16 protein-coding genes are annotated in these 19,577 nt (G+C 67.6%); 7 read left to right on the forward strand and 9 right to left on the reverse strand.

Going from position 1 to position 19,577, the window contains the following annotated elements; genetic code table 11:
• Positions 1–48: 48 nt before the first annotated feature.
• Positions 49–792 (forward strand): hypothetical protein, encoded by a 744-nt coding sequence (locus ACWV8V_RS13530; protein ID WP_455899966.1) that lies wholly within the window; start codon positions 49–51, stop codon positions 790–792.
• Here ACWV8V_RS13530 and ACWV8V_RS13535 read toward each other — a convergent pair.
• The 4 genes from ACWV8V_RS13535 to ACWV8V_RS13550 form a co-directional block, all read right to left on the reverse strand.
• Positions 787–1,236: a nuclear transport factor 2 family protein gene (locus ACWV8V_RS13535; protein WP_455899967.1), complete on the reverse strand. Its 450-nt coding sequence runs from the start codon at positions 1,234–1,236 to the stop codon at positions 787–789. The two genes, ACWV8V_RS13530 and ACWV8V_RS13535, sit on opposite strands and share 6 nt — an antisense overlap.
• A 105-nt stretch (positions 1,237–1,341) precedes the next feature.
• A complete protein-coding gene (locus tag ACWV8V_RS13540) occupies positions 1,342–4,137 on the reverse strand; it encodes a PAS domain-containing hybrid sensor histidine kinase/response regulator (RefSeq protein WP_259258908.1) in 2,796 nt (931 codons plus the stop codon).
• Between the two features lie 122 nt (positions 4,138–4,259).
• Positions 4,260–5,597 (reverse strand): acetamidase/formamidase family protein, encoded by a 1,338-nt coding sequence (locus tag ACWV8V_RS13545; protein ID WP_455899968.1) that lies wholly within the window; start codon positions 5,595–5,597, stop codon positions 4,260–4,262.
• Positions 5,598–5,684: 87 nt separating this feature from the next.
• Complete coding sequence (locus tag ACWV8V_RS13550) at positions 5,685–6,752, reverse strand: SDR family oxidoreductase (protein WP_221180351.1); 1,068 nt, start codon at positions 6,750–6,752, stop codon at positions 5,685–5,687.
• Between the two features lie 83 nt (positions 6,753–6,835).
• Between ACWV8V_RS13550 and ACWV8V_RS13555 the strand changes: the two genes are divergently transcribed.
• Genes ACWV8V_RS13555 through ACWV8V_RS13565 form a run of 3 tightly spaced genes read left to right on the forward strand, consistent with a single transcriptional unit; the run spans position 6,836 to position 9,006 of the window.
• Entirely contained in the window at positions 6,836–7,216 is a 381-nt protein-coding gene (locus ACWV8V_RS13555; protein ID WP_259258910.1) for a winged helix-turn-helix transcriptional regulator, read from the forward strand.
• A 57-nt stretch (positions 7,217–7,273) separates the two neighbouring features.
• Positions 7,274–8,305, forward strand: coding sequence for a sensor histidine kinase (locus tag ACWV8V_RS13560; RefSeq protein WP_455899969.1), 1,032 nt, complete (start codon positions 7,274–7,276; stop codon positions 8,303–8,305).
• Positions 8,302–9,006 carry a LytR/AlgR family response regulator transcription factor gene (locus ACWV8V_RS13565; protein ID WP_455899970.1) on the forward strand — a complete coding sequence of 235 codons (705 nt, stop codon included), beginning with the start codon at positions 8,302–8,304 and terminating at the stop codon, positions 9,004–9,006. Before ACWV8V_RS13560 ends, ACWV8V_RS13565 begins: the two co-directional genes overlap by 4 nt.
• Here the strand turns inward: ACWV8V_RS13565 and ACWV8V_RS13570 are convergent.
• On the reverse strand, positions 8,984–10,387 hold the full coding sequence (locus ACWV8V_RS13570; protein WP_455899971.1) for a serine hydrolase domain-containing protein: 1,404 nt from the start codon (positions 10,385–10,387) through the stop codon (positions 8,984–8,986). The two genes, ACWV8V_RS13565 and ACWV8V_RS13570, sit on opposite strands and share 23 nt — an antisense overlap.
• Positions 10,388–10,502: 115 nt before the next feature.
• Entirely contained in the window at positions 10,503–11,096 is a 594-nt protein-coding gene (locus ACWV8V_RS13575; RefSeq protein ID WP_455899972.1) for a TetR/AcrR family transcriptional regulator, read from the reverse strand.
• Positions 11,097–11,207: 111 nt separating this feature from the next.
• On the opposite strand from ACWV8V_RS13575, the gene ACWV8V_RS13580 reads away from it, so the two are divergent.
• Both ACWV8V_RS13580 and ACWV8V_RS13585 read left to right on the forward strand, forming a co-directional pair.
• Complete coding sequence (locus ACWV8V_RS13580; RefSeq protein ID WP_455899973.1) at positions 11,208–12,419, forward strand: MFS transporter; 1,212 nt, start codon at positions 11,208–11,210, stop codon at positions 12,417–12,419.
• Between the two features lie 40 nt (positions 12,420–12,459).
• Complete coding sequence (locus ACWV8V_RS13585; RefSeq protein WP_455899974.1) at positions 12,460–13,653, forward strand: MFS transporter; 1,194 nt, start codon at positions 12,460–12,462, stop codon at positions 13,651–13,653.
• A 213-nt stretch (positions 13,654–13,866) separates the two neighbouring features.
• On the opposite strand, the gene ACWV8V_RS13590 is transcribed toward ACWV8V_RS13585, so the two are convergent.
• Both ACWV8V_RS13590 and ACWV8V_RS13595 read right to left on the reverse strand, forming a co-directional pair.
• Positions 13,867–14,040, reverse strand: coding sequence for a hypothetical protein (locus tag ACWV8V_RS13590; RefSeq protein ID WP_184997192.1), 174 nt, complete (start codon positions 14,038–14,040; stop codon positions 13,867–13,869).
• 25 nt (positions 14,041–14,065) lie between these two features.
• Positions 14,066–14,206: a hypothetical protein gene (locus ACWV8V_RS13595; RefSeq protein ID WP_184997194.1), complete on the reverse strand. Its 141-nt coding sequence runs from the start codon at positions 14,204–14,206 to the stop codon at positions 14,066–14,068.
• Between the two features lie 198 nt (positions 14,207–14,404).
• Between ACWV8V_RS13595 and ACWV8V_RS13600 the strand changes: the two genes are divergently transcribed.
• Positions 14,405–17,029 carry an excinuclease ABC subunit A gene (locus tag ACWV8V_RS13600; RefSeq protein ID WP_455899975.1) on the forward strand — a complete coding sequence of 875 codons (2,625 nt, stop codon included), beginning with the start codon at positions 14,405–14,407 and terminating at the stop codon, positions 17,027–17,029.
• A gap of 14 nt (positions 17,030–17,043) precedes the next feature.
• On the opposite strand, the gene ACWV8V_RS13605 is transcribed toward ACWV8V_RS13600, so the two are convergent.
• On the reverse strand, positions 17,044–19,563 hold the full coding sequence (locus ACWV8V_RS13605; RefSeq protein WP_455899976.1) for a PepSY domain-containing protein: 2,520 nt from the start codon (positions 19,561–19,563) through the stop codon (positions 17,044–17,046).
• Positions 19,564–19,577 lie beyond the last annotated feature (14 nt).

Consider the following 19,577-nt stretch of genomic DNA (forward strand, 5'->3'; position numbering starts at 1 on the left):
ACGCGGCCCGTCAAGCGGGTCGCTTTTACCCCCGTGTATTCTCTGCGCATGGATGACACTCATTTTCTGGCGCGGCGGCGCCTGCTGTTGGCCGCGCTTGCGGGCACCGCATTGTTGCCCTCGTGCGCGCGCGGCAATGCCGTGGAGGGGGCGGCGGCCGTGCCGACGCTTGAGTCCGAGCGGGCGGGGATGGCGCCGTATCTGTTCCTGACCGTCACCAGCGACACACGCAGCGTGGAGGAACTCGCGCAGCTGGTGCAGTCCACGCTGCTGCCGGCGTTGGCACCTGCAGACATCCTGCACGCGTATGGTCCGGTGGCCGGCGCGATACAGCTGTGGATGGCGCTGGAGCCTCACATGCTGGACCACTACGGTGTGAGCGTGGACGCCGCGCTGTCCCTGCTGGCGGGCGCCGTGGATGGCACCGTAGGCCCGGTGCCGGGCCGCAACACACTCGATGCGTGGGCGATCCAGCGCACCCACACCCGGGCCGAGGTGAACGCCAACGACATCACGCTGTCGCTGCCAGGCGAGAGCCACGCGCCGCTGTTTGCCCTGGGCAGCTCGCACTACGCGCTGGCGCCCCCGCCGTGGTCGAGCCAGGCCTGTTACTCCATCATGCTCGAGCCACGCCGTCGCGTGGTCGCACCGTTCGAGCAGCACTGCCAGGCACTGCTCGACGCTGCGGCCGACGTCATCCCCGATGATCTGCAGATCCAGATGGGACGACTGGGGGATTTCATGAAGGCCGTGCCGACGCTGTACGTGAGCGTGGACGATGAAGACTCATGACGCCGGCAACTTGCGTTGGCCGCTCCATGATTTGCTCACAATCATCCACTTGCCATCGATTTTCAGCAGGGCAAGGTAGTCTTCGCCATCCCAACCAGGGTAGTCCAGCGTCAGCTTCACCTGCGCAGCGTGTGGGGTGACGTCCAGGATCCGGTAACTGCGTTTGCGCTGCGCCTCATCCGTGGCCGGCTCGCCAGTGAAGCCTTTGGCCCATTCTTCCGTGGTCTGGGTGACCATGCGGCCGGCGGCGGGTGAGTAGCCCACCACCACGCCATCTTTCCTGAGTACCTCGAATATCAGCGCCGGGTCGCCTGCCTCGAAGCCACGCAGCATCTTCTGCATGAGCTGGTCTACGGCGTCATGGTCGCTGGTCTGTGCCAGAACGGTGGTGGGCGAGAACAGCAGCGCGGCGGAGAAGAGGGCGCAGAGCAGTGAACGTTTCATGGTGGACCCAGGTAGGCAGGAGCCAGCAGGCTGCCTGATCCGTGTCGGATCAAGGGCGCACACTACGTTCCAGGACTCCGGGATTCGATTCCCGGAGTCGATCCGTCAGCGTACCTCGGCAAGCACCGCGCGCACCCGCAGGGCCAGCTCCTCCAGCGTGAACGGCTTGCCGATCAGGTGGACGCTGGGGTCCAGTACGCCGTCGTGCTCCAGCGCATTGCGACTGTAGCCGGTGGTGAACAGCACTTTCAGATCCGGCCGTCGCTTGAGTGCCTCATCGGCCAGCTGCCGCCCGTTGACCTCGGGCATCACCACATCGGTGAACAACAGCGCGATGTCCGGATGGCTGTCGAGCAGCGCCAGCGCCGCGGCGGCACCCTCGGCGGCGAGCACCGGGTAGCCCAGCTCGCTCAACGCATCGATGGAGAACTGGCGGACGCCGGGCTCGTCTTCCACGATCAACACACGTTCGCGGCCCCCGCTCAGCGGAGCGGTACCGCTGGTTGTCGGCGAAGGCGCGGCGGCGATGTCGGCCATGAGGCGCGGCAGATACAGGGTCACCGTTGTTCCCTGCCCGACGGCAGAGCGGATCTTCACGTGACCGGCCGACTGTTTGACGAAGCCATACACCTGCGACAGGCCAAGCCCCGTGCCTTGTCCCACCTTCTTCGTGGTGAAGAACGGATCGAATGCCTTGGCGATGACCTCCGGCGGCATGCCGCTGCCGTTGTCGGTGACGGTGATCAGAACGTACTGGCCGTCGGGAACATCCGCGGGCGCGGAGGCAGCGCCCGCCGTGATCTCGCCGTTGGCGGTTTCCACCGTGAGGCGCCCACCGCCAGGCAGCGCATCGCGCGCATTGACGGCCAGGTTGAGAATCACGTTCTCCAGCTGATTGGCATCGGCGAACGTCCGCCACGGGTCGGCGGCCAGCACGGTCTGCAAGCGGATGCTGCTGCCCAGGGAATGCACCAGCAGGTCCGACATGCCTGCCACCAGCTGGTTCACATCCAGTGGCACCGGCTGCAATGGCTGCTGGCGCGAGAACGCGAGCAATCGCTGGGTGAGCTGTGCCGCCCGGGTGGCGCCATCGATGGCCATGTCGATGTAGCGCTTGGCGCGCGGGTCGTTGTCGCCGAGCCGCATCGCCAGCAGATCCAGCGGGCCGATCACGGTCGCCAGCATGTTGTTGAAGTCGTGGGCGATACCGCCGGTGAGCTGGCCGACGGCCTCCATCTTCTGACTCTGCCGAAGCGCATCTTCCACGCGGGTGCGCTCGGCGACCTCTTCGAGCACGCGGCTTTCCAGGTGCTCGTTCAATTCTTTCAGGCGCGCATCGGCGATCTTGCGCGCGGTGATCTCGATCACCACCCCCACCACGCGCACGCAGCGGTCGCCCTCGAAGTGACCGCGGCCTTTGGCTGCGACCCAGCGAACGACGCCGTCCTCTTTGCCGATCGTGCGGTACTCCACGTCGTAGAGGGCACGCTGCACCGGGTCGGCTGCGGCGGCGAAGGCGGCCAGGGTCGCTTCGCGGTCGTCGGGGTGGATGCCGTCGTTGAAGTCACGCAGTGACACCGGGACATCGGGAGAGATGCCGAACATCGCCTTGGTCCGGGGCGGCCAGATCAACGCATCGCGGACCAGGTCGACATCCCAGAAGCCCATGTCACCGGCTTCGGTGGCAAAACGCAGGCGCTCCTCGCTTTTGGCAAGGGCGGCCTCGGCCGCCTCACGCACGGTCAGGTCCAGCATCGCGCCGATCATCCGCAGCGGTTCGCCGCCTCTGCCCCGCAGGACGGTCCCGCGGTCGAGCACGGAGGCGAAGCTGCCATCGGCGCGTCGGAACCGGTACTCGTTGTTCCAGGCGGTACCCTCGCCTTCGATCACGGCATGGATATCCGCATCGACGCGCGCACGGTCATCGGGGTGGATATGGTCCAGCCACCACTGCGCACTGGTTTCACTGAGCGCATGGCCGAACAGGGTGGTCAGCGCCTCGTTCCAGATCACGTGGCCATCGGAGATACGCCAGTCCCAGATCGCATCGTTGGTGGCGTGGGCCGCCAGCCGGTAGCGCTCTTCCGCCTCCAGATGACGGGCTTCGGCGGCCTTGCGGTCGGTAATGTCCAGTGACGTGCCGACCAGTCCGATCACCGTGCCGTCGGGGTCGCGAAGCGGCGACTTGGTCGACAACCAGTGGGCGCGCCGGCCATCGCGGAAACTCACTTCTTCTTCCAACTGTTCGGTCTGCCCACTGGCCATGACCCGTTCGTCGGTAGCCATGACGGTGGCGGCCTGCACAGGATCGGCAAGCAGCTCGGCATCGGTACGGCCCACGTAGGCGTCGGGCGGCAGGCCGATCAGATCGGTGGTGCCGCGGTTGCCGATCAGGATCCGGCCCTGCCGGTCCTTGGCGTAGACCACGCCGGGCGCCGCTTCGACGAAGGAACGCAACAGGGTCTGTGCCTGATCGCGTTCGGCCTCCACGCGGCGGCGTTCATCGATATCGATCAGGACGCCCGGAAACCCGACCGCGTTGCCCTGGGTGTCCAGGTCGACACGGCCGATGGCCTCGATCCAGCGGTAAGCACCGTCCGGACCGCGGGTCCGGTACTGGTGGGCATAGCGCCCGCCGCGGCGGACGGCTTCGTCGATCGCCTGCGTCAGCCCCTGGCGATCGTCCGGGTGAACCACGGAGACCACCTGCTCCAGGCGCAGTTCGCTGCGGGCCATCGCCGGGTCCAGGCCATGTGCCTGGGCGAGTGCATCGTCGACGGTGAGGCTGTCCTGGGCAACATCCCAGAACCAGGTGCCGATGATCGCGCCAGCGGCCAGCGCCAGCTTGACGCGCTCGGCATCACGTTCGCCGTGGGTACCGGTGGAGGGTGAGGAGCTCAAAGGGGACTCGCGGTGGGGAGGGCGGCATCAAGGCAGTGCGATCAGCCAACCTAGATTAGCGAAGTGCGGTACGCCTGTGGAACACCTTCTCCGCGTTGATCCGCGTCATCACTCGGCCTTCATCAACGCGCGCTGCGTGCCTCGCCTGCTGCGGTGGCGCCCGGTGCTGGCGTGGGCAACTGCTGCAACACGGCCTTGTCGATCTTCGCGGCCACGCCGACGCTGCGGCCAGCCAGATTGGCGACGTGATACTGCACCGCCACGCCCAGCACCTGCGCCGCTTCGGACAGGGACAGGCCGTAGGCCTGCGCCAGCCACTGCAGCATGCCCGAGGTGGCGATCCGCAGCGCGTCGTCGCTGGAGCCGCCTTGGCCCAGGGTCATGATCTGCGTCGGTGATTCGACACGCGGGGTGGAGATCGATGCCCGCTTCACCAGCTCGACCCGCACCACTACGTCCAGCGACGTTTCCAATGCCCACTGCGTGGTTTCACCATCGCCCTGCAACGCGTGGCCATCCCCCAGGTACAACAGGGCGCCGGGTTGCTGCACGGGAAGATAGACGGTGTTGCCTTCGACGACGGCGTTGAAATCCATGTTGCCGCCGCTGTCCTGGGTATCGCCGGTGGAGAGCGGCGGATACCCGAAGCCCGGCGCGAGGGCCAGGCCACCCAGCATCGGCTTGACTGGAATCTGGACGTTCTTCAGCGCACCGGCGGCCCCTTCCGGGCGGGCCAGGCCCTTGGCGCGATCCAGCGCCCAGCGCACCGGTTTGCCCAACGCGGTGGCCTCGGCTGCGACGCGCGGCGTTTTCAGTCGGCCCACCAGGCCATCCAGGCTGTCCGCGTAATCGCGGTTGAGCTTCAGCGAGGTGAGCGTGATCGCCAGCGTATCGCCCGGCTCTGCGCCGACGATGAAGAACGGTCCCACCTGTGGATTGCCGAACAGCGCCCGGGTGACGCCATGCTCGTCGACGCCACCGGAGTCGAGCGTCCGGGTCTGTAGCGAATCGCCGGGATGGATCACCAGGACCGGTGCCCGGTCCGCGCTGAAGGTATTGGAGTAGTCCGTCGGCGTGAACACATGGTGTTGTGGTGCGTTGCCCGCCCGCGTGGGCACCCGCCATGCGCGGAACGCATGCGTGGCCCGTGCCGCGCGATTGTTGGTATCCGGCTGATCACTTTCACCCTGCATGTGCGCGTCGTTGACGGTGCCGGTGAAGTGCTGGAGCTGGCCATCGCTCTCCTTCACCGTGAACCGCAGAGACCCGTCACGCAGCGTGCCTGCGATGGGGTCGCCGCCGAGCGTTCCGCCAACGCGCGCGTCCTGCACGTCCAAGTGCAGCGTCTGGTAATACGGGTTGCCCCAGAGATCGGTGGTGACGACCCACTGCTCGGCAGCGGGTGCACTCAGCGGAAGCGCCGCCAGCAACACCAGCGACGATGGCCAGGACAGGGACATGGGTGAGATCCGAGAAGGCCCGGCGGGCGTGTGCCGCAGCCTAGCGGCTCGCACCGCAGGGACCACAGTGTCTAAGGTAACCCCGCTTCAGGGAATCAACCTGGCCGCCCGCAGCCTGGCGAACAGCGCAAAGAAGGCATCATCGCTGGGCTGGTAATCCAGGAACCCCATCCGGCGGCTCTTGGACATGTCCGTGATCACCTCCAGCGGGCGCCCGAGATCGGCATCGGTGTGCCAGGGAGAGATCAGCCGGTGGATATCCGGCTCTGCCAGACCGTGCGTGGCGGCCAGTGCGGACCATGGCGCAGCATCGTTGGCCATCTGCACCGCCAGCGGCTGCACCTCACCGCTGAACGGCACGGCCTCGATATCGAACCACGCGGCGATCCGGCCCCACATCCAGCGCCAGCGGAATACATCGCCGTTGACCACGTTGAAGGCCTGATTGGCCGCCGCCGGGGTCCGGGTGGCCCACAGCAGGTGCCGTGCCAGCACGCCGGCATCGGTCATGTCGGTCACCCCTTCCCACTGCGCGCGCGAGCCCGGGAACTGGAACGGGCGCCCGGTGTGGCGGCACAGGGTGGCATGCACGGCCAGCGTGGTGCCCATGTTCATGGCATTGCCGACCGCCGCACCGATCACCGTGTGCGGGCGGTGCACGCTCCAGTGGAAGCCATCGCGCGCGGCGGCGGCGAACACCTCGTCTTCCTGTGCGTAGTAGAAATTGTCCACCGGCAGGCGCGGTTGTTCTTCACGGAACGGGGTCTGCGGCAGGTTTCCCTGCGCATAGGCTTCGAAGGGGCCCAGGTAGTGCTTCAGGCCGGTCACCAGCGCCACGTGCTGCACCGTGCCGGCCGGCTGCACTGCATCGAGCAGATGGCGCACCATGGCCGCATTGACGCGGATGTTCTCGGCCTCGTTGGCCTGCCGCGACCACGTGGTGATGAACACATGCGTGGGCGCCAGTCCGGAAAGCGCTTCACGTGTGGCCTGGGCATCACGCAGATCGGCCGAAACGCCGTGCGCACCCGCCGGCAGCGCATCGGGCCGACGCGCCAGGCCATGCACCTCCCAGCCTTCCTGCAGCAACTGCTGGATCAGCGCACTGCCGACGATCCCGGTGGCACCAACCACCAACGCTTTCTGCCTCACGATGTCGCCTCTTTCATTGCTTTACAGGCGCACACCTTAGGATATCGAGGTACGCCTCGAAAGAAGGCACCAAACGGTAACCACACATGAAAACCGGCAGTCCCGAAGAACATTGGCAGGAGGATTGCGCGCCCCGGCGGGTGCTGGAGCTGTTCAGCACCAAGTGGACCTCGATGGTGCTGCACACCCTGGCCGTGCGCCACGACGGCACGGCCCGCAGCAACACCCTGCACCGCAGCCTGCCGGCCATTTCGAAGAAAATGCTGATCCAGACCCTGCGCGACATGGAGCATGCCGGGATCGTGCTGCGCACCGAGTACCCCACCGTGCCGCCCTCGGTGGAGTACTCGCTGACCCCGCTGGGGCGGCAACTGGTGGAACCGATCGAACTGATCTACGACTGGGCGCGCCGCAACGCCAGCGCCCTGGACGCGCTGCAGCCGCGGATGACGTCGCGCCGGCGCTGAGCGGGGGCGGCCAGCCGGATCGGGTAGAGTACGGCTCCCCTCCAGCGGATCGATGCAGTGACCCCACGCTTCTGGCTCCTGCACGTGCTGGGTTGGTCGCTGTTCGCGCTGATCGCCTTCATTGCGCGACCGAGTGAAGCGTCCGTGCCGGACGCGCTTCAGTTCCTGGCGGTGGCTGCGGTCAGCATCGGTGGCCTCCTGGCCAGCTTGGGGCTGCGCTGGTTGTACCGCAAGGTGCAGGCCGACGGCTATGGGGAGCTGCGCTGGCTGGGCATGCTGCTGGTCGCCAGTGTGCTCGCCGCGGTTGGTGTGGACGTGGTGGTGTATCTGCTGCTCTCTTTGCTGGCAGGCCTCTCGCCGGGGCTGGCGGCTCTGCACGATGCACAGCCGATGATCTCGCGTGCGCCACTGCTGGCGCCGGCCTTCATCGCCTGGAGCCTGCTGTATCTGGCCATCAGCCGGCAGACCCGGTTGGCCGAAGCGGCCCGTCACCAGAAGGATCTGCAGCTGGCGCTCAAGGAAGCGCATCTGCAGCGCCTGCTCGGGCATATCAGCCCGCACTTCACCTTCAACACCCTCAACAACATCCGCGCGCTGATCCTCAAGGATCCGGACCTGGCACGTGAGCAGATCACGCGGTTTGCCAGCACGTTGCGTTACCAGTTCACCGGCAGCGAGGACGCGCTGGTGACCGTGGAAGAAGAGATGGCGGTAGTGCGCGATCACCTGAGTCTGGTCGGTCTGCAGTTGGGTGCACGGTTGCGCTACAGCGAGCGGGTGGACGCGGTGGCGCTGCACCGGCAGGTGCCGCGTTTCTGCGTGCAGTTGCTGGTGGAGAATGCCGTCAAGCATGGGCTGGGCCTCAGCAGCGCCGGCGGGGATCTGCACGTCGCCATTGCCGCGCCGGCCGGCGGGTTGCGGATCGAGGTGCGCAACAGTGGCCAGCTGCGGGCGCCTGATGGCACCGGTACCGGCCTGGATAATCTCAGGCAGCGGCTGCAGTTGTCCTTCGGCAGCGATGCAGGCCTGAGCCTGGAAGAACAGGGCGACAGCGTCGTCGCCCGTGTCTGGATCGGGAGCGCAGCATGATCGACGCCGTCATCGTGGAAGACTCGGAACTGGCGCGTTTCGAGCTGGAGCACCAGCTCAAGGCGTACCCACAACTGAGCGTGGTCGGCCATGCCGGCGATGTGGATGCCGCCATCGCCTTGATCGAGTCCACCACACCGGACGTGGTGTTCCTGGATATCGATCTGCCCGGCGGTAATGCCTTCGATGTGCTCGCCCGGCTGACCCAGGTGCCGCGCATCGTGTTCACCACTGCCTTCGATGCACATGCGCTCAAGGCCTTCGGCTACAACACCGTGGATTACCTGCTCAAGCCGATCGAGCCGCAGCGGCTGGCGCAGGCGATCCACAAGCTGACCGAGGCAGTGGCCGTCACGCCGGTACGGCGTTCGATGGACAGCCCGATCTTCATCAAGGATGGCGAGCAGTGCTACCTGGTCAAGCCGCGCGACGTGCGGGTGATCGAGGCGGTCGGCAACTACAGCCGGGTCTACTTCCAGCAGCACGCTCCGCTGCTGTATCGCCCGCTGGGCGCGATTGAAACGCAGCTGGCACCGGAAAAATTCTTCCGGGCCAACCGCCAGTACATCGTCAATCTGGACTACGTGGAGCAGGTGGCGCCCTGGAGCAATGGCGGGCTGATGCTCACCCTGCGCGGCGGGTTGGAGGTGGAGGTCTCCCGCCGCCAGAGCGCGCGCTTCAGGGATGTGCTGAGCCTGTAGCCGGGGCGGTCACAGCCGGCGCACGGTAGCCGACGGCATCGCCCATCAGGCGGTCGTGCACGGTCATGACTGCGCGGCCGTCGTCGGCAGTGGCGAAGCTCAGTGCATCCAGACCGCCATCGAAGTAGTAACGGCCATCGGTGCCGGGGCTGACCGCGACCGGCTCCTCCCCTTCGCCCTGGCGAAGCAGCTGCAGGTGGCCATCGACCAGCGACAGCACCCGCACGTCGTCCTCGGCCAGCACGTAGCGGCCGAGCCAGGCGGCATCCTTCGCACCGGGCGCCACGGTGGCCGCATACGGGACATCGGCGGCAATCGCGGCCAACCGTACGGTCAGCGTGGTCGGATCGAGAAACTCCGCATTGGTCAGCACGGTCGCAAACACATCCGGTGCCTTGAGCTGCACCACGTAGCTGTTGAAGCCGTTGATGAAGCCGCCATGCTCCACATCGGCCACGCCCTGTACCTGGCCGATGATCCAGCCGAAGCCGTACGGCGATGCCTTGCCGTCGGCCAGCGCGGTCTTGCTCATGGCCTGCGCCAGCAACGCGGCGGGTACGAGCGTGCCGTCGCGCAGTGCCTGGTGCCAACGTGCGAGATCGTCCACCGTGCTGATCAGGCCACCCGCGCCCTGGGGCTGGGTCATGCTGATGAAGTCCGCGTTCTGCAGCACGCCCTGCGCTTTCCGATAGCCATGCGCACGGCCCGGGATGATGGCCAGGTGGGTGTCATAGCGGGTGTGCTGCATGCCCAGCGGCTGGAAGATCGCCTGCTGCATGTACTCGGCATAGGACTGGCCGGACAGGCGCTGGATCAGGTGGGTCAGCACGATGTAGTTGGAGTTGCTGTAGCGGAACCGCGTGCCGGAGGCGAACTCCAGTGGCAGATCCTTGAAGTAGCCGATCAGGCTGAGCGCATCGGCCTCCTCGCGACGCGCGGCCCGCGATGCCGGAATGCTGCTGATGTTCTTGATGCCGGAGGTATGGGTGAGCAGCTGTTGCACCGTCACCTTGCCCATGGGGCCGGTCAGTGCCGGGTCCAGCGCGTCCAGCGGGGTTTCCAGCCGCAGCTTGCCGGCCTGCACCAGCTGCATCACGGCCACCGCGGTGAACTGCTTGGTCACCGAGGCCAGCCGCAGCGTGGCCTCCGGTCGCATCGCCACGTCATTTTCGATGTCGGCCATGCCGTAGGCCCGGCGCAGCAGGACCTGGTCGCCTCGGGTTACCAGGACCACGCCGCCCGGCTGCTGGTCCTTGAAGAACGCATCAGCCTCGCGGACCAGCGCCGCTGTCCGGTCCGTGGCCGGGGCAGCGTTCTTTGCCGCGGTCGGGCCGCTCATCACCAGCGCCGATGCCATCAGCACAATACCCAGAATCTTCATGCGTCCTCTCCTTCAGTAGATGGGAGAAGCGTAGGGGCGGCGTTGCGATCTCATGGAGCGATATATGACCTGCGGTCAGGGACCGGATCCAAGGGCGGCCAGACAGGATGAGCGGTCAGTGCGGTGTGGTGACCCGCAGCCCACGCAGCAGCAGGTCGAGCGCCGCCACGCTCTGTGCCAGCCGTGCATCGCCATCATCGCCATCGGCGATCCAGAACGCGGCCTCGGCCAGGCTGCCGTACACCAGCGAGGCGAGGGCCTGCGGGTTGGCCTCGGCGACCACGCCCTGATCGATCAGGCAGGCGAGCAGGCGCTGCATGGAATCGATGCAGTGGCGCTGCGATTCCGGCGAGGCACCGCCCAGTACCGCGCGCGCGTCGCGCAGGACAATGCGCTGGATGGTCGGCTCCAGTGCCATCTCCAGGTACCCCATGCAGCGCAGACGAAAGCCCACCCACGGGTCCTCGGCGGCGTCGGAGATGGCCTTGAGGCGGTCGTCCATCTCGGCGTCGATCTGATCGACGACGGCCGCGAGCAGGCCCTGCTTGTCACCGAAGTGGTGATACAGCGCGCCACGGGTGAGTCCGGCCTGCGCGGTGAGATCGTCCATGGAGGTCTCGGCGTAGCCACGCGCGCTGAAGACCGCGCGGGCGGTGGCCAGCAGCGTGGCACGGGTCTGCTCCATGTCGGCGCGGGTGCGGCGAACCATCATCATCTCCTTACATACGGGACGGATGATTGTTTACATCCGGTGCGTATGTATATAGGATTTTAAACATACGATGTGTATGTAAGTGGCGCAAAGGCAGTGCAGAGAACCGTGACCAACCCCTATCGACAGCTGTTCGCAGCCCCGGGCAGCCTCGGCTTCGCGTTGGCCGGCCTGCTGGCGCGGCTTCCCTTGCCCATGACCGGCATCGGCATCATTACGCTGCTCGCCCAGGTGCGGGGCAGCTATGCCCTGGCCGGCGCGGTGGCGGCCACCTTCGTGCTGACCTACGCGCTGCTCTCACCGCAGGTCTCCCGTCTCGTCGACCGGCATGGACAGCGCCGGGTACTGCCGCTGGCCACCGGCGTCAGCGTGGCCGGGCTGCTGCTCCTGCTCGGCGCCTCGTGGTGGGAGGCGCCGACCGCGCTGCTCTTCGTCGGCGCACTGCTGGCCGGCGCGATGCCCAGCATGTCCGCGATGGTGCGCGCGCGCTGGACCGCGATCTATCGCGGCCAGCGGCAGCTGCAGACCGCGTACGCGCTGGAAACCGTCTTCGATGAGGTCACCTTCATCGCCGGGCCGCCGCTGTCGATCGGCCTGGCGGTCGTGGCGCTTCCCCAGGCGGGGGTACTCGCCGCTGCGGTGTTGTTGCCGATCGGTGTGCTTGCCTTGATCGCGCAGCGCCGGACGGAGCCGCCCATCATCGACGCAGCAGCGCCGGCCGCGAGGCGCGATGGGTCTGTCATGCGCCTGCTCAGCGTGCGCTGGCTCGCGCTGTTGATGGTCGCCATGGGCGTGATCGTGGGCACGGTGGATGTCGTCAGCGTCGCCTTCGCCGCGCACGTTGGCCAGCCGGCGGCCGCGAGCCTGGTGTTGTCCGCCTATGCCGCCGGCTCCTGCCTGTCCGGGGTAATGTTCGGCGCCTTGAAGCTGCAGGCGCCGTTGCGCCGCTGGTTGCTGCTGGGTGGTCTCGCGACCGCACTGACGACACTGCCGCTGTGGTGGGCAGGCAGCCTGTTCGGCTTGGGCGCGGCGGTGTTCGTGGCCGGCGTGTTCTTCGCACCGACCATGATCGTGGCGATGTCGCTGATCGAGCAGCAGGTGCCGGCGCGTCAGTTGACCGAAGGCATGACCTGGCTGCTGGCGGCATTGAACGTCGGTGTCGCATTGGGTGCCGCCGCGTCCGGCCAGTGGGTGGATGCCCATGGGGTGCGCGCGGGATTCCTCATCGCGGTGTGTGCCGGCGGCGCGGTGCTGCTGGCCGCGATGTCCGCGCATCGCAGGTTGCGTCTGCCCCCGGCACACGCCTCGGGGGATGCCTGATGCAAGCACCTGGAACACTCACACCACACGGAGCTGCAGCATGACGCCCCCCCTTTCCGGACGACAGCCCGATGCACGCCACCCCTGGTGGGCGGTCACCGCGGTGAGTCTGGCCACGTTCTCGGTCGTGACCACCGAGATGCTGCCGGTCGGCCTGCTGACCCCGATCGCCGACGCCCTGCAGGCCAGCACCGGCACCGCAGGCCTGATGGTCTCGCTGCCGGCGTTGCTGGCGGCGTTGTTCGCCCCGCTCGTGGTCATCGCCTCCGGCCGGCTGGACCGACGCGCGCTGCTGTGCGGGCTGCTGGGCCTGCTGGTGATCGCCAATCTGGGCGCGGCCTTCGCACCCACGCTGGGCTGGATGCTGGCGGCGCGCGTGTTGGTCGGGTTGTGCATGGGCGGCATCTGGGCGATTGCCGGCGGGCTGGCCATGCGGCTCGTGCCGACGCGATCGATCGGGCTGGCCACGTCGCTCATCTTCGGCGGTGTGGCGGCGGCCTCGGTGCTGGGCGTTCCCCTCGGCGCCTTGATCGGTGAGCTGTTGGGATGGCGCTGGGCATTCGCCAGCATGGCCCTGCTCAGCGCGGTGGTACTCGCACTGCATCTGGCCGTCGTGCCCAGGCTGCCGTCGACCCATACCACCACCGTGCGCCAGTTCGGTGAGCAGTTGGGCAACCGGGGGCTGCAGCTCGGGTTGCTGCTGACCTTGCTACTGGTCGCCGGACACTTCATTGCCTTCACCTTCGTGCGGCCACTGCTCATGACAGTCTCCGGATTCGACGCGCGCTGGGTGGGGCTGTTGTTGTTCGGCTACGGCGCTGCCGGGATGGCCGGGAATTTCCTCGCGGGCATCGTGGCGGCGCGATATACGGCACCGACGGTGTTGCTCATCGCAGCGGGCCTGGTGCTGGCGCCGCTGCTGTTTCTGTCCATCGGCGACGCGCGTGCCGGCGGTGCCATCGCGCTGATCGCGTGGGGGCTGGCCTACGGCGGCGTATCGGTCGGGTTGATGACGTGGATGATGAAGGCTGCGCCCCGCGCGGTGGAGGTGGCTTCCGCGCTCTACGTCGGCGTCTTCAACATCGGTATCGCATCGGGCGCATGGCTGGGCGGTCAGGCGCTCGACCGGCAGGGGCTGAGTGCCAATCTCTGGCTGGCCGGTGGCTTCGCGGCGACCGCGGTGCTGGTGTGCGTTGTGGGGCGCGGGCTGCAACGACCCGCCCGGGTGATCTGAGCCGGGGCGTGCATGCCGCACCGATGCGTTGACACGCCCCGGATGTGCCATGCTGCGGAACATCCAACCGGGAACGCTGCCATGGCCAAGGGCCTGAACAAGCAGAAAGAAACGAAAAAGAAGCCTGCCAAGACGGCGAAGGAAAAGAAGGCCGAGAAGAACGAAAAGAAGACCACCCGCGGTTTCGCACCGGTCTGATCGATCCCGGCACGTCTAGAGCGTGCTGGAATCCACAAGCTGGCGACCGGCCTGGGTCAGGTCGATGTCGCCATCTTCGGCCTGGGCTGCATAGCCGGCCTTCACCGCCCAGTTGGCGTCCTCGTCACTGACCGGCCGCGTGGCATTGATGTCATCGAGGATGCGGCGCTGTTCGTCGGTCAATGGCATTCGGAGGTCCTCCCGGCAGCGTCGCTCATGGCGCGGGGGCATCCACGCTGATCACGCGCTGGGCCAGCCGGGCGCGTTTGGCCCGCCGATGATTCACCCACCACACCAGCCCCGGCAGGCCGTAAAGCAGTGCACCGGCGAGCAGGAAGATTTTCAAGGCGGTCATGGCGGTCTCTCTCCGTACGGCGTGGCGTGTTGGCGGCAATCCACCGCACTCCCAGCGGTAGTTCAGCGCAATCGCTGTGAAGGTGCTGTTCCCTTCTTCACTCTCGCACGTTCGGACCGGCGTGGCCGGTGCCGGATCAACGCGCCCTTCACGGACCCTCACCGGCGGTGAGCCAGTGCGGTTCGCTATCCTGCTCCCATGAACAAGCCAGCGCGTCGTACCCCGCCCAGCACCGCCGTCGTCCGCGTCCGCGGCGCACGCGAACACAACCTCAAGAACGTGGATGTCGACATCCCGCGCGATGCGCTGGTGGTGTTCTCCGGCATCTCCGGTTCAGGCAAGTCCTCGCTGGCGTTCGGCACGCTCTACGCCGAGGCGCAGCGGCGCTACCTGGAATCGCTGTCGCCGTACGCACGTCGCCTGATCGATCAGGTGGGCGTGCCGGACGTGGATGCGATCGAGGGGCTGCCGCCGGCCGTGGCCTTGCAGCAGCAGCGCGGCACGGCCAGCGTGCGCTCCAGCGTCGGCAGCGTGACCACGCTGTCGAGCCTGCTGCGGATGCTGTACTCGCGCGCCGGCACCTATCCGGCCAGGCAACCCATGCTGTACGCCGAGGACTTCTCGCCCAACACGCCGCAGGGCGCTTGCCCGAACTGCCACGGCCTGGGCTACGTGTATGAAGTGACCGAGCAATCGATGGTGCCCGATCCCTCGCTGAGCATCCGCGAACGCGCCATCGCCGCATGGCCGCCGGCGTGGCACGGGCAGAACCAGCGCGACATCCTGGTCACGCTGGGCTACGACGTCGACGTTCCCTGGCGCGATCTCCCGAAGAAGCAGCGCGACTGGATCCTGTTCACCGAGGAACAGCCGGTGGTGCCGGTGTATGCCGGCTTTACCCCTGCCGAAACCCGCGCCGCCCTGCGTCGCAAGGAAGAGCCCAGCTACATGGGCACCTTCAGCGGTGCACGCCGTTACGTGCTGCATACCTTTGCAACCACGCAGAGCGCGATGATGAAAAAGCGCGTGGCACGTTACATGATCGGCACCGAATGTCCGGTCTGCGATGGCCGCCGATTGAAGCGCGAAGCGCTCTCGGTCACGTTCGCGGGCATGGATATCGGCACACTCTCGCAGCTGCCGCTCAGTGCCATGGCCCAGGCGCTGCGACCGGCGGCGGAGGGCCACTTCGAGGCGCCGGCTGGCACTGCCGCCCGCAGCCGCAGCGCCGGCCGCCAAGCCACCGCCAAGCGCGTCGCCGCCGGTGGCAACGCGCACGCCGGCGGCAGCGACGTACGTAGGACGCCGGATCTGTCCGAAGAGAAACGCATCGCGGCCCAGCGCATTGCGCACGATCTGGTCGAACGGATCGGCACGCTGCAATCGCTCGGTCTGGGCTATCTGTCGATGGACCGCGCGACCCCGACGCTGTCGCCGGGCGAACTGCAGCGCTTGCGCCTGGCCACGCAGATCCGCTCCAGCCTGTTCGGCGTCGTGTACGTGCTCGATGAGCCCACCGCCGGCCTGCATCCAGCCGATGGCGAGGCCCTGTACGACGCACTGGCCCAGCTCAAGGCGGGCGGCAACACGCTGTTCGTGGTGGAGCACGATCTGGAGATGCTGCGCCGCGCGGACTGGTTGGTGGATGTCGGCCCGGGTGCGGGTCAGCACGGCGGCCAGGTGCTCTACAGCGGTCCGCCCGACGGCCTGCGCACGATCAAGGCCTCGGCCACGGCGCCGTATCTGTTCCAGGACGCCGCCGGTCCGCGCCGCACGCCGCGTGCGCCGTCCGGCTGGCTGGGCCTGCAGGGCGTTCACCGCAACAACCTGCATGGCGTGGATGCACGCTTTCCGCTTGGGGCGTTCACGGCGGTGACCGGAGTCTCCGGCTCGGGCAAGTCGAGTCTGGTCAGCCAGGCGCTGGTCGAGCTGGTCGGCGAGCATCTGGGGCAGGAGCCGGTCATCGAAGAAACCGACAGCGACCTGCCGCAGCCCAGCCGTATCGAACGGACCCGTGGCCGGTTGAACGGGGCCAAGGCGATCAAGCGTCTGGTCAACGTCGACCAGAAGCCGATCGGGCGGACGCCGCGCTCCAACCTGGCCACCTACACCGGCCTGTTCGATCATGTGCGCCGTCTGTTTGCCGGCACCCGCTCGGCCAAGGCACGCCGCTACAGCGTGGGCCGCTTCTCCTTCAACGTCGCGGCAGGCCGCTGCGAAACCTGCGAAGGCGAGGGCTTCGTCCACGTCGAGCTGTTGTTCATGCCCAGCGTCTACGCGCCATGCCCGACCTGCCATGGGCAGCGCTACAACGCCAAGACGCTGGAGGTGCAGTGGAACGGCCGCAACATCGCGCAGGTGCTGGCGATGACGGTGGAGGAAGCCTTGGCCTTCTTCGCCGAAGAGCCGCCCGTGCAGCGGCCGCTGCAACTGCTGCGGGATATCGGCCTGGGCTATCTGCGTCTGGGCCAGCCGGCCACGGAGCTGTCCGGCGGTGAGGCGCAGCGGATCAAGCTCGCCACCGAGCTGCAGCGCAGACAGCACGGCAACAGCCTGTATGTATTGGACGAGCCAACCACCGGCCTGCATCCGGCCGATGTGGACAAGCTGATGACGCAGCTGCACGGCCTGGTCGATGCCGGCAACACGGTGGTGGTGGTCGAGCACGACCTGCGCGTGGTGGCCGATGCGGACTGGGTGATCGATGTGGGGCCGGGCGCGGGCGAGGAGGGCGGCCGGATCGTGGCCGAAGGCACGCCGGCCCAGGTCAGTCGCGCCAGGCAGGGGGCTACCGCACGCTATCTGCGCCGCTGGTTTCCCTGAGCGGCGCAGGCCCCTCAATACACGTCGCGGCGGTAGCGCCCGTCGTTGAGCAGGGCATCGACCGCGTCGTTGCCCAGCACCTCGCGCAGCACCGCATCGACCCCTTCGGCCATGCCGTGCAGCGAGCCGCACACGTAGAGGCTGCCGCCCAGGTCCACCCACGCGCGCAGTGCCTCCGGCGCGGCACGCAGGCGGTCCTGCACATAGCCGCCGCCGTCCGGATCGCGCGAGAACGCCAGGTCCACCCGGCGCAGATGCCCCTGCGCCTGCCACGCTTCGATCTCCCCGCGATACAGGAAGTCGTGCGCACGCGTGCGCTCGCCGAACACCAGCCAATGCCCGCGGTCGCCACGCGCGTCTGCCTCACGCAGCAGGCTGCGCAGGCCGGCGATCCCGGTGCCGTTGCCGATCAGCAGCATCGGGGCATGTTCGGGATGGCGATGGAAACCGCTGTTCGGGCGCACCCGGGCGCGGATGCTGTCCCCATCAGCGGCATGTACGCACAGCCAGCCCGAGCCAAGGCCGTGGCGGCCATCGGGCAGCTCGGTCAGCCGGATCACCAACTGCACGACGTCATCGCCCGGGATCGAGGCCATGGAGTATTCGCGATGCGGCAGTGCCGGCAGAGGCGCCAGCCAGCGTGCGGCATCGGTCGTTGCAGTGGTATCAAACGCCTCCGCGGTCTGCTCCGGCAGCACCCGCGCGGCGGCGGCCTCGGCCAGCGTCGTGATGCGTCCATCCACCGTCACCAGTGCCTGCGGATCCAGACCATTGCGGGTCAGCACCGCGAGCACGTGTGCACGCGCATGGCGGGGGGCGATCTCCAGAATGTCGCCGGCCTGCCAGTGGGTGTGTGCCGGCGGCCGCAGTGACACCTGCCAGATGGCCCCGGCGGCGCTGCCGGGGTTGAGCTGCGCGCGCGCGTCCAGCGCCCACGGTTGCAGCTCGACCGGCGCGGGCAGCGGGGTGTGGTCCTCCACCCCGGTCACCGTGGCCAACTGCTGCTGCCACTGCCCCAGTGCGACGGCGTCGGTGCGGTCCACCTCGATGCTGGCGAACAGGCGCTGTGCACCCTGCGCGGCCAGCCAGCTATCCACCTGGCGCGAGAAGCCACAGAAACGCGCGTACTCGCGGTCGCCCAGCCCCAGCACGGCGTATGCCAGCCGCTGCAGTGACCTGGATGGCGTCAGTACCCGTCGCTCGAACGCACGCGCGGCATCGGGTGCTTCACCATCGCCGAAGGTGCTGATGACGAACAACGCCTTGTCCGTGGTGGCCAGCAGTGCCGCGTCCACCTGCGCGAGCGGACGCACCTGCACCGGCAGGCCGGCCGCCTGCAACTGGGCGGCAGCGCGCCAGGCCAGCTGCTCGGCAAACCCACTCTGGCTGGCGAACGCGACCAGCCACGGCTGTCCATTGCCCATGGTCGCGGCGAGAGGCAGGCGTGAGGCACGCACCTCGCGTTTCCTGCGGCGGCGGTCCAGGTACAACATCCAGCCGGTGATGAAGAACACCAGCATGCCCAGGCTGGACAGCATCACGATGATCCGCCCGGGCAGGCCGAAGAAGCTGCCCGAATGCAGCGCGAACATGCTGACGATGATCTTGCCGCCGGGGTTTTTGGCGGCGTAGGGCTCCAGCGAGAGCAGTGCGCCAGTCGCCGGATCCAGTTGCACGATGTCCTGCGCGCGGTCATGCGCGGCATCAGCGCCCTGCACGCGGCTGGTGAGCGCGCGGCCGGGCTTGGCCGGGAAGCGCAGATCGATGTAACCGTGGCGAACGCCGTCCAGCGCGTACAGGGTGGCCTGCACCTTGTGCAGATCCAGTGGGCCGCCGCGGGTGCGCGGTTGGCTCTGCTCGGCGCTCGAGCCGCCGAGCAAGGTGGTCACGCTCTTGCGGTACCAGTCGAACGACCACCACAGCCCGGTCAGTGCGACCAGCAGGTACACCAGCAGTACCCAGGTGCCGACCACCGAGTGCAGGCTCCACAGGAAACTGCGCCCCCTGCGCGACCATTCCACCGCCAGCCAGGTGCGCCAGTGCCACCAGCGTCGCGGCCAGCGCAGATACAGCCCGGACAGGCAGAAAAACACCAAGGTGATCGCGCAGCTGCCGGTGATCAGGCGGCCACGTTCGCCGCTGACCAGGTGGCGGTGCAGGTCTTCGACGAAGGCGAAGAACGCCAGCCCCCGCAACCCGGTGAGTACGGTGCCGGTATACGGATCGAAGTAGCGCCAGTTGGCCTGGCCGCCTTCGAAACGCGCGACCGACAGGCGCTGCCCGGTGGCATCCACGCGCAGCCGCTGCAGCGCGTGCGGCATGCCCTGCTGCAATCGCGGTAGCAGCTCGGTGAGCGCCAGCGGCTGATCACCGGCTGCATGGCGTTCCACCACCTGCGCAAGCGCCGGATTGGCCGCGCGCATCAGCTCATCTTCAAAGGACAGCGTGGCGCCGCTCAGCCCCATCACCGCCAGCACGGTGCCGGCGGTGATGCCCAGCAGCCAATGCAGCTGGAAAAGAACGGTCTTCAACATGGGGCGGTTCCGGC

Source organism: Stenotrophomonas sp. Ker107b (assembly GCF_053847245.1).

Bases quoted from the DNA above. Each gene is read 5' to 3' on its own strand.
- ACWV8V_RS13530 (WP_455899966.1), top strand. From the start codon at position 49: ATGGATGACACTCATTTTCTGGCGCGGCGGCGCCTGCTGTTGGCCGCG.
- ACWV8V_RS13535 (WP_455899967.1), bottom strand. From the start codon at position 1,236: ATGAAACGTTCACTGCTCTGCGCCCTCTTCTCCGCCGCGCTGCTGTTC.
- ACWV8V_RS13545 (WP_455899968.1), bottom strand. From the start codon at position 5,597: ATGTCCCTGTCCTGGCCATCGTCGCTGGTGTTGCTGGCGGCGCTTCCG.
- ACWV8V_RS13555 (WP_259258910.1), top strand. From the start codon at position 6,836: ATGAAAACCGGCAGTCCCGAAGAACATTGGCAGGAGGATTGCGCGCCC.
- ACWV8V_RS13565 (WP_455899970.1), top strand. From the start codon at position 8,302: ATGATCGACGCCGTCATCGTGGAAGACTCGGAACTGGCGCGTTTCGAG.
- ACWV8V_RS13570 (WP_455899971.1), bottom strand. From the start codon at position 10,387: ATGAAGATTCTGGGTATTGTGCTGATGGCATCGGCGCTGGTGATGAGC.
- ACWV8V_RS13575 (WP_455899972.1), bottom strand. From the start codon at position 11,096: ATGGTTCGCCGCACCCGCGCCGACATGGAGCAGACCCGTGCCACGCTG.
- ACWV8V_RS13585 (WP_455899974.1), top strand. From the start codon at position 12,460: ATGACGCCCCCCCTTTCCGGACGACAGCCCGATGCACGCCACCCCTGG.
- ACWV8V_RS13590 (WP_184997192.1), bottom strand. From the start codon at position 14,040: ATGCCATTGACCGACGAACAGCGCCGCATCCTCGATGACATCAATGCC.
- ACWV8V_RS13595 (WP_184997194.1), bottom strand. From the start codon at position 14,206: ATGACCGCCTTGAAAATCTTCCTGCTCGCCGGTGCACTGCTTTACGGC.
- ACWV8V_RS13600 (WP_455899975.1), top strand. From the start codon at position 14,405: ATGAACAAGCCAGCGCGTCGTACCCCGCCCAGCACCGCCGTCGTCCGC.
- ACWV8V_RS13605 (WP_455899976.1), bottom strand. From the start codon at position 19,563: ATGTTGAAGACCGTTCTTTTCCAGCTGCATTGGCTGCTGGGCATCACC.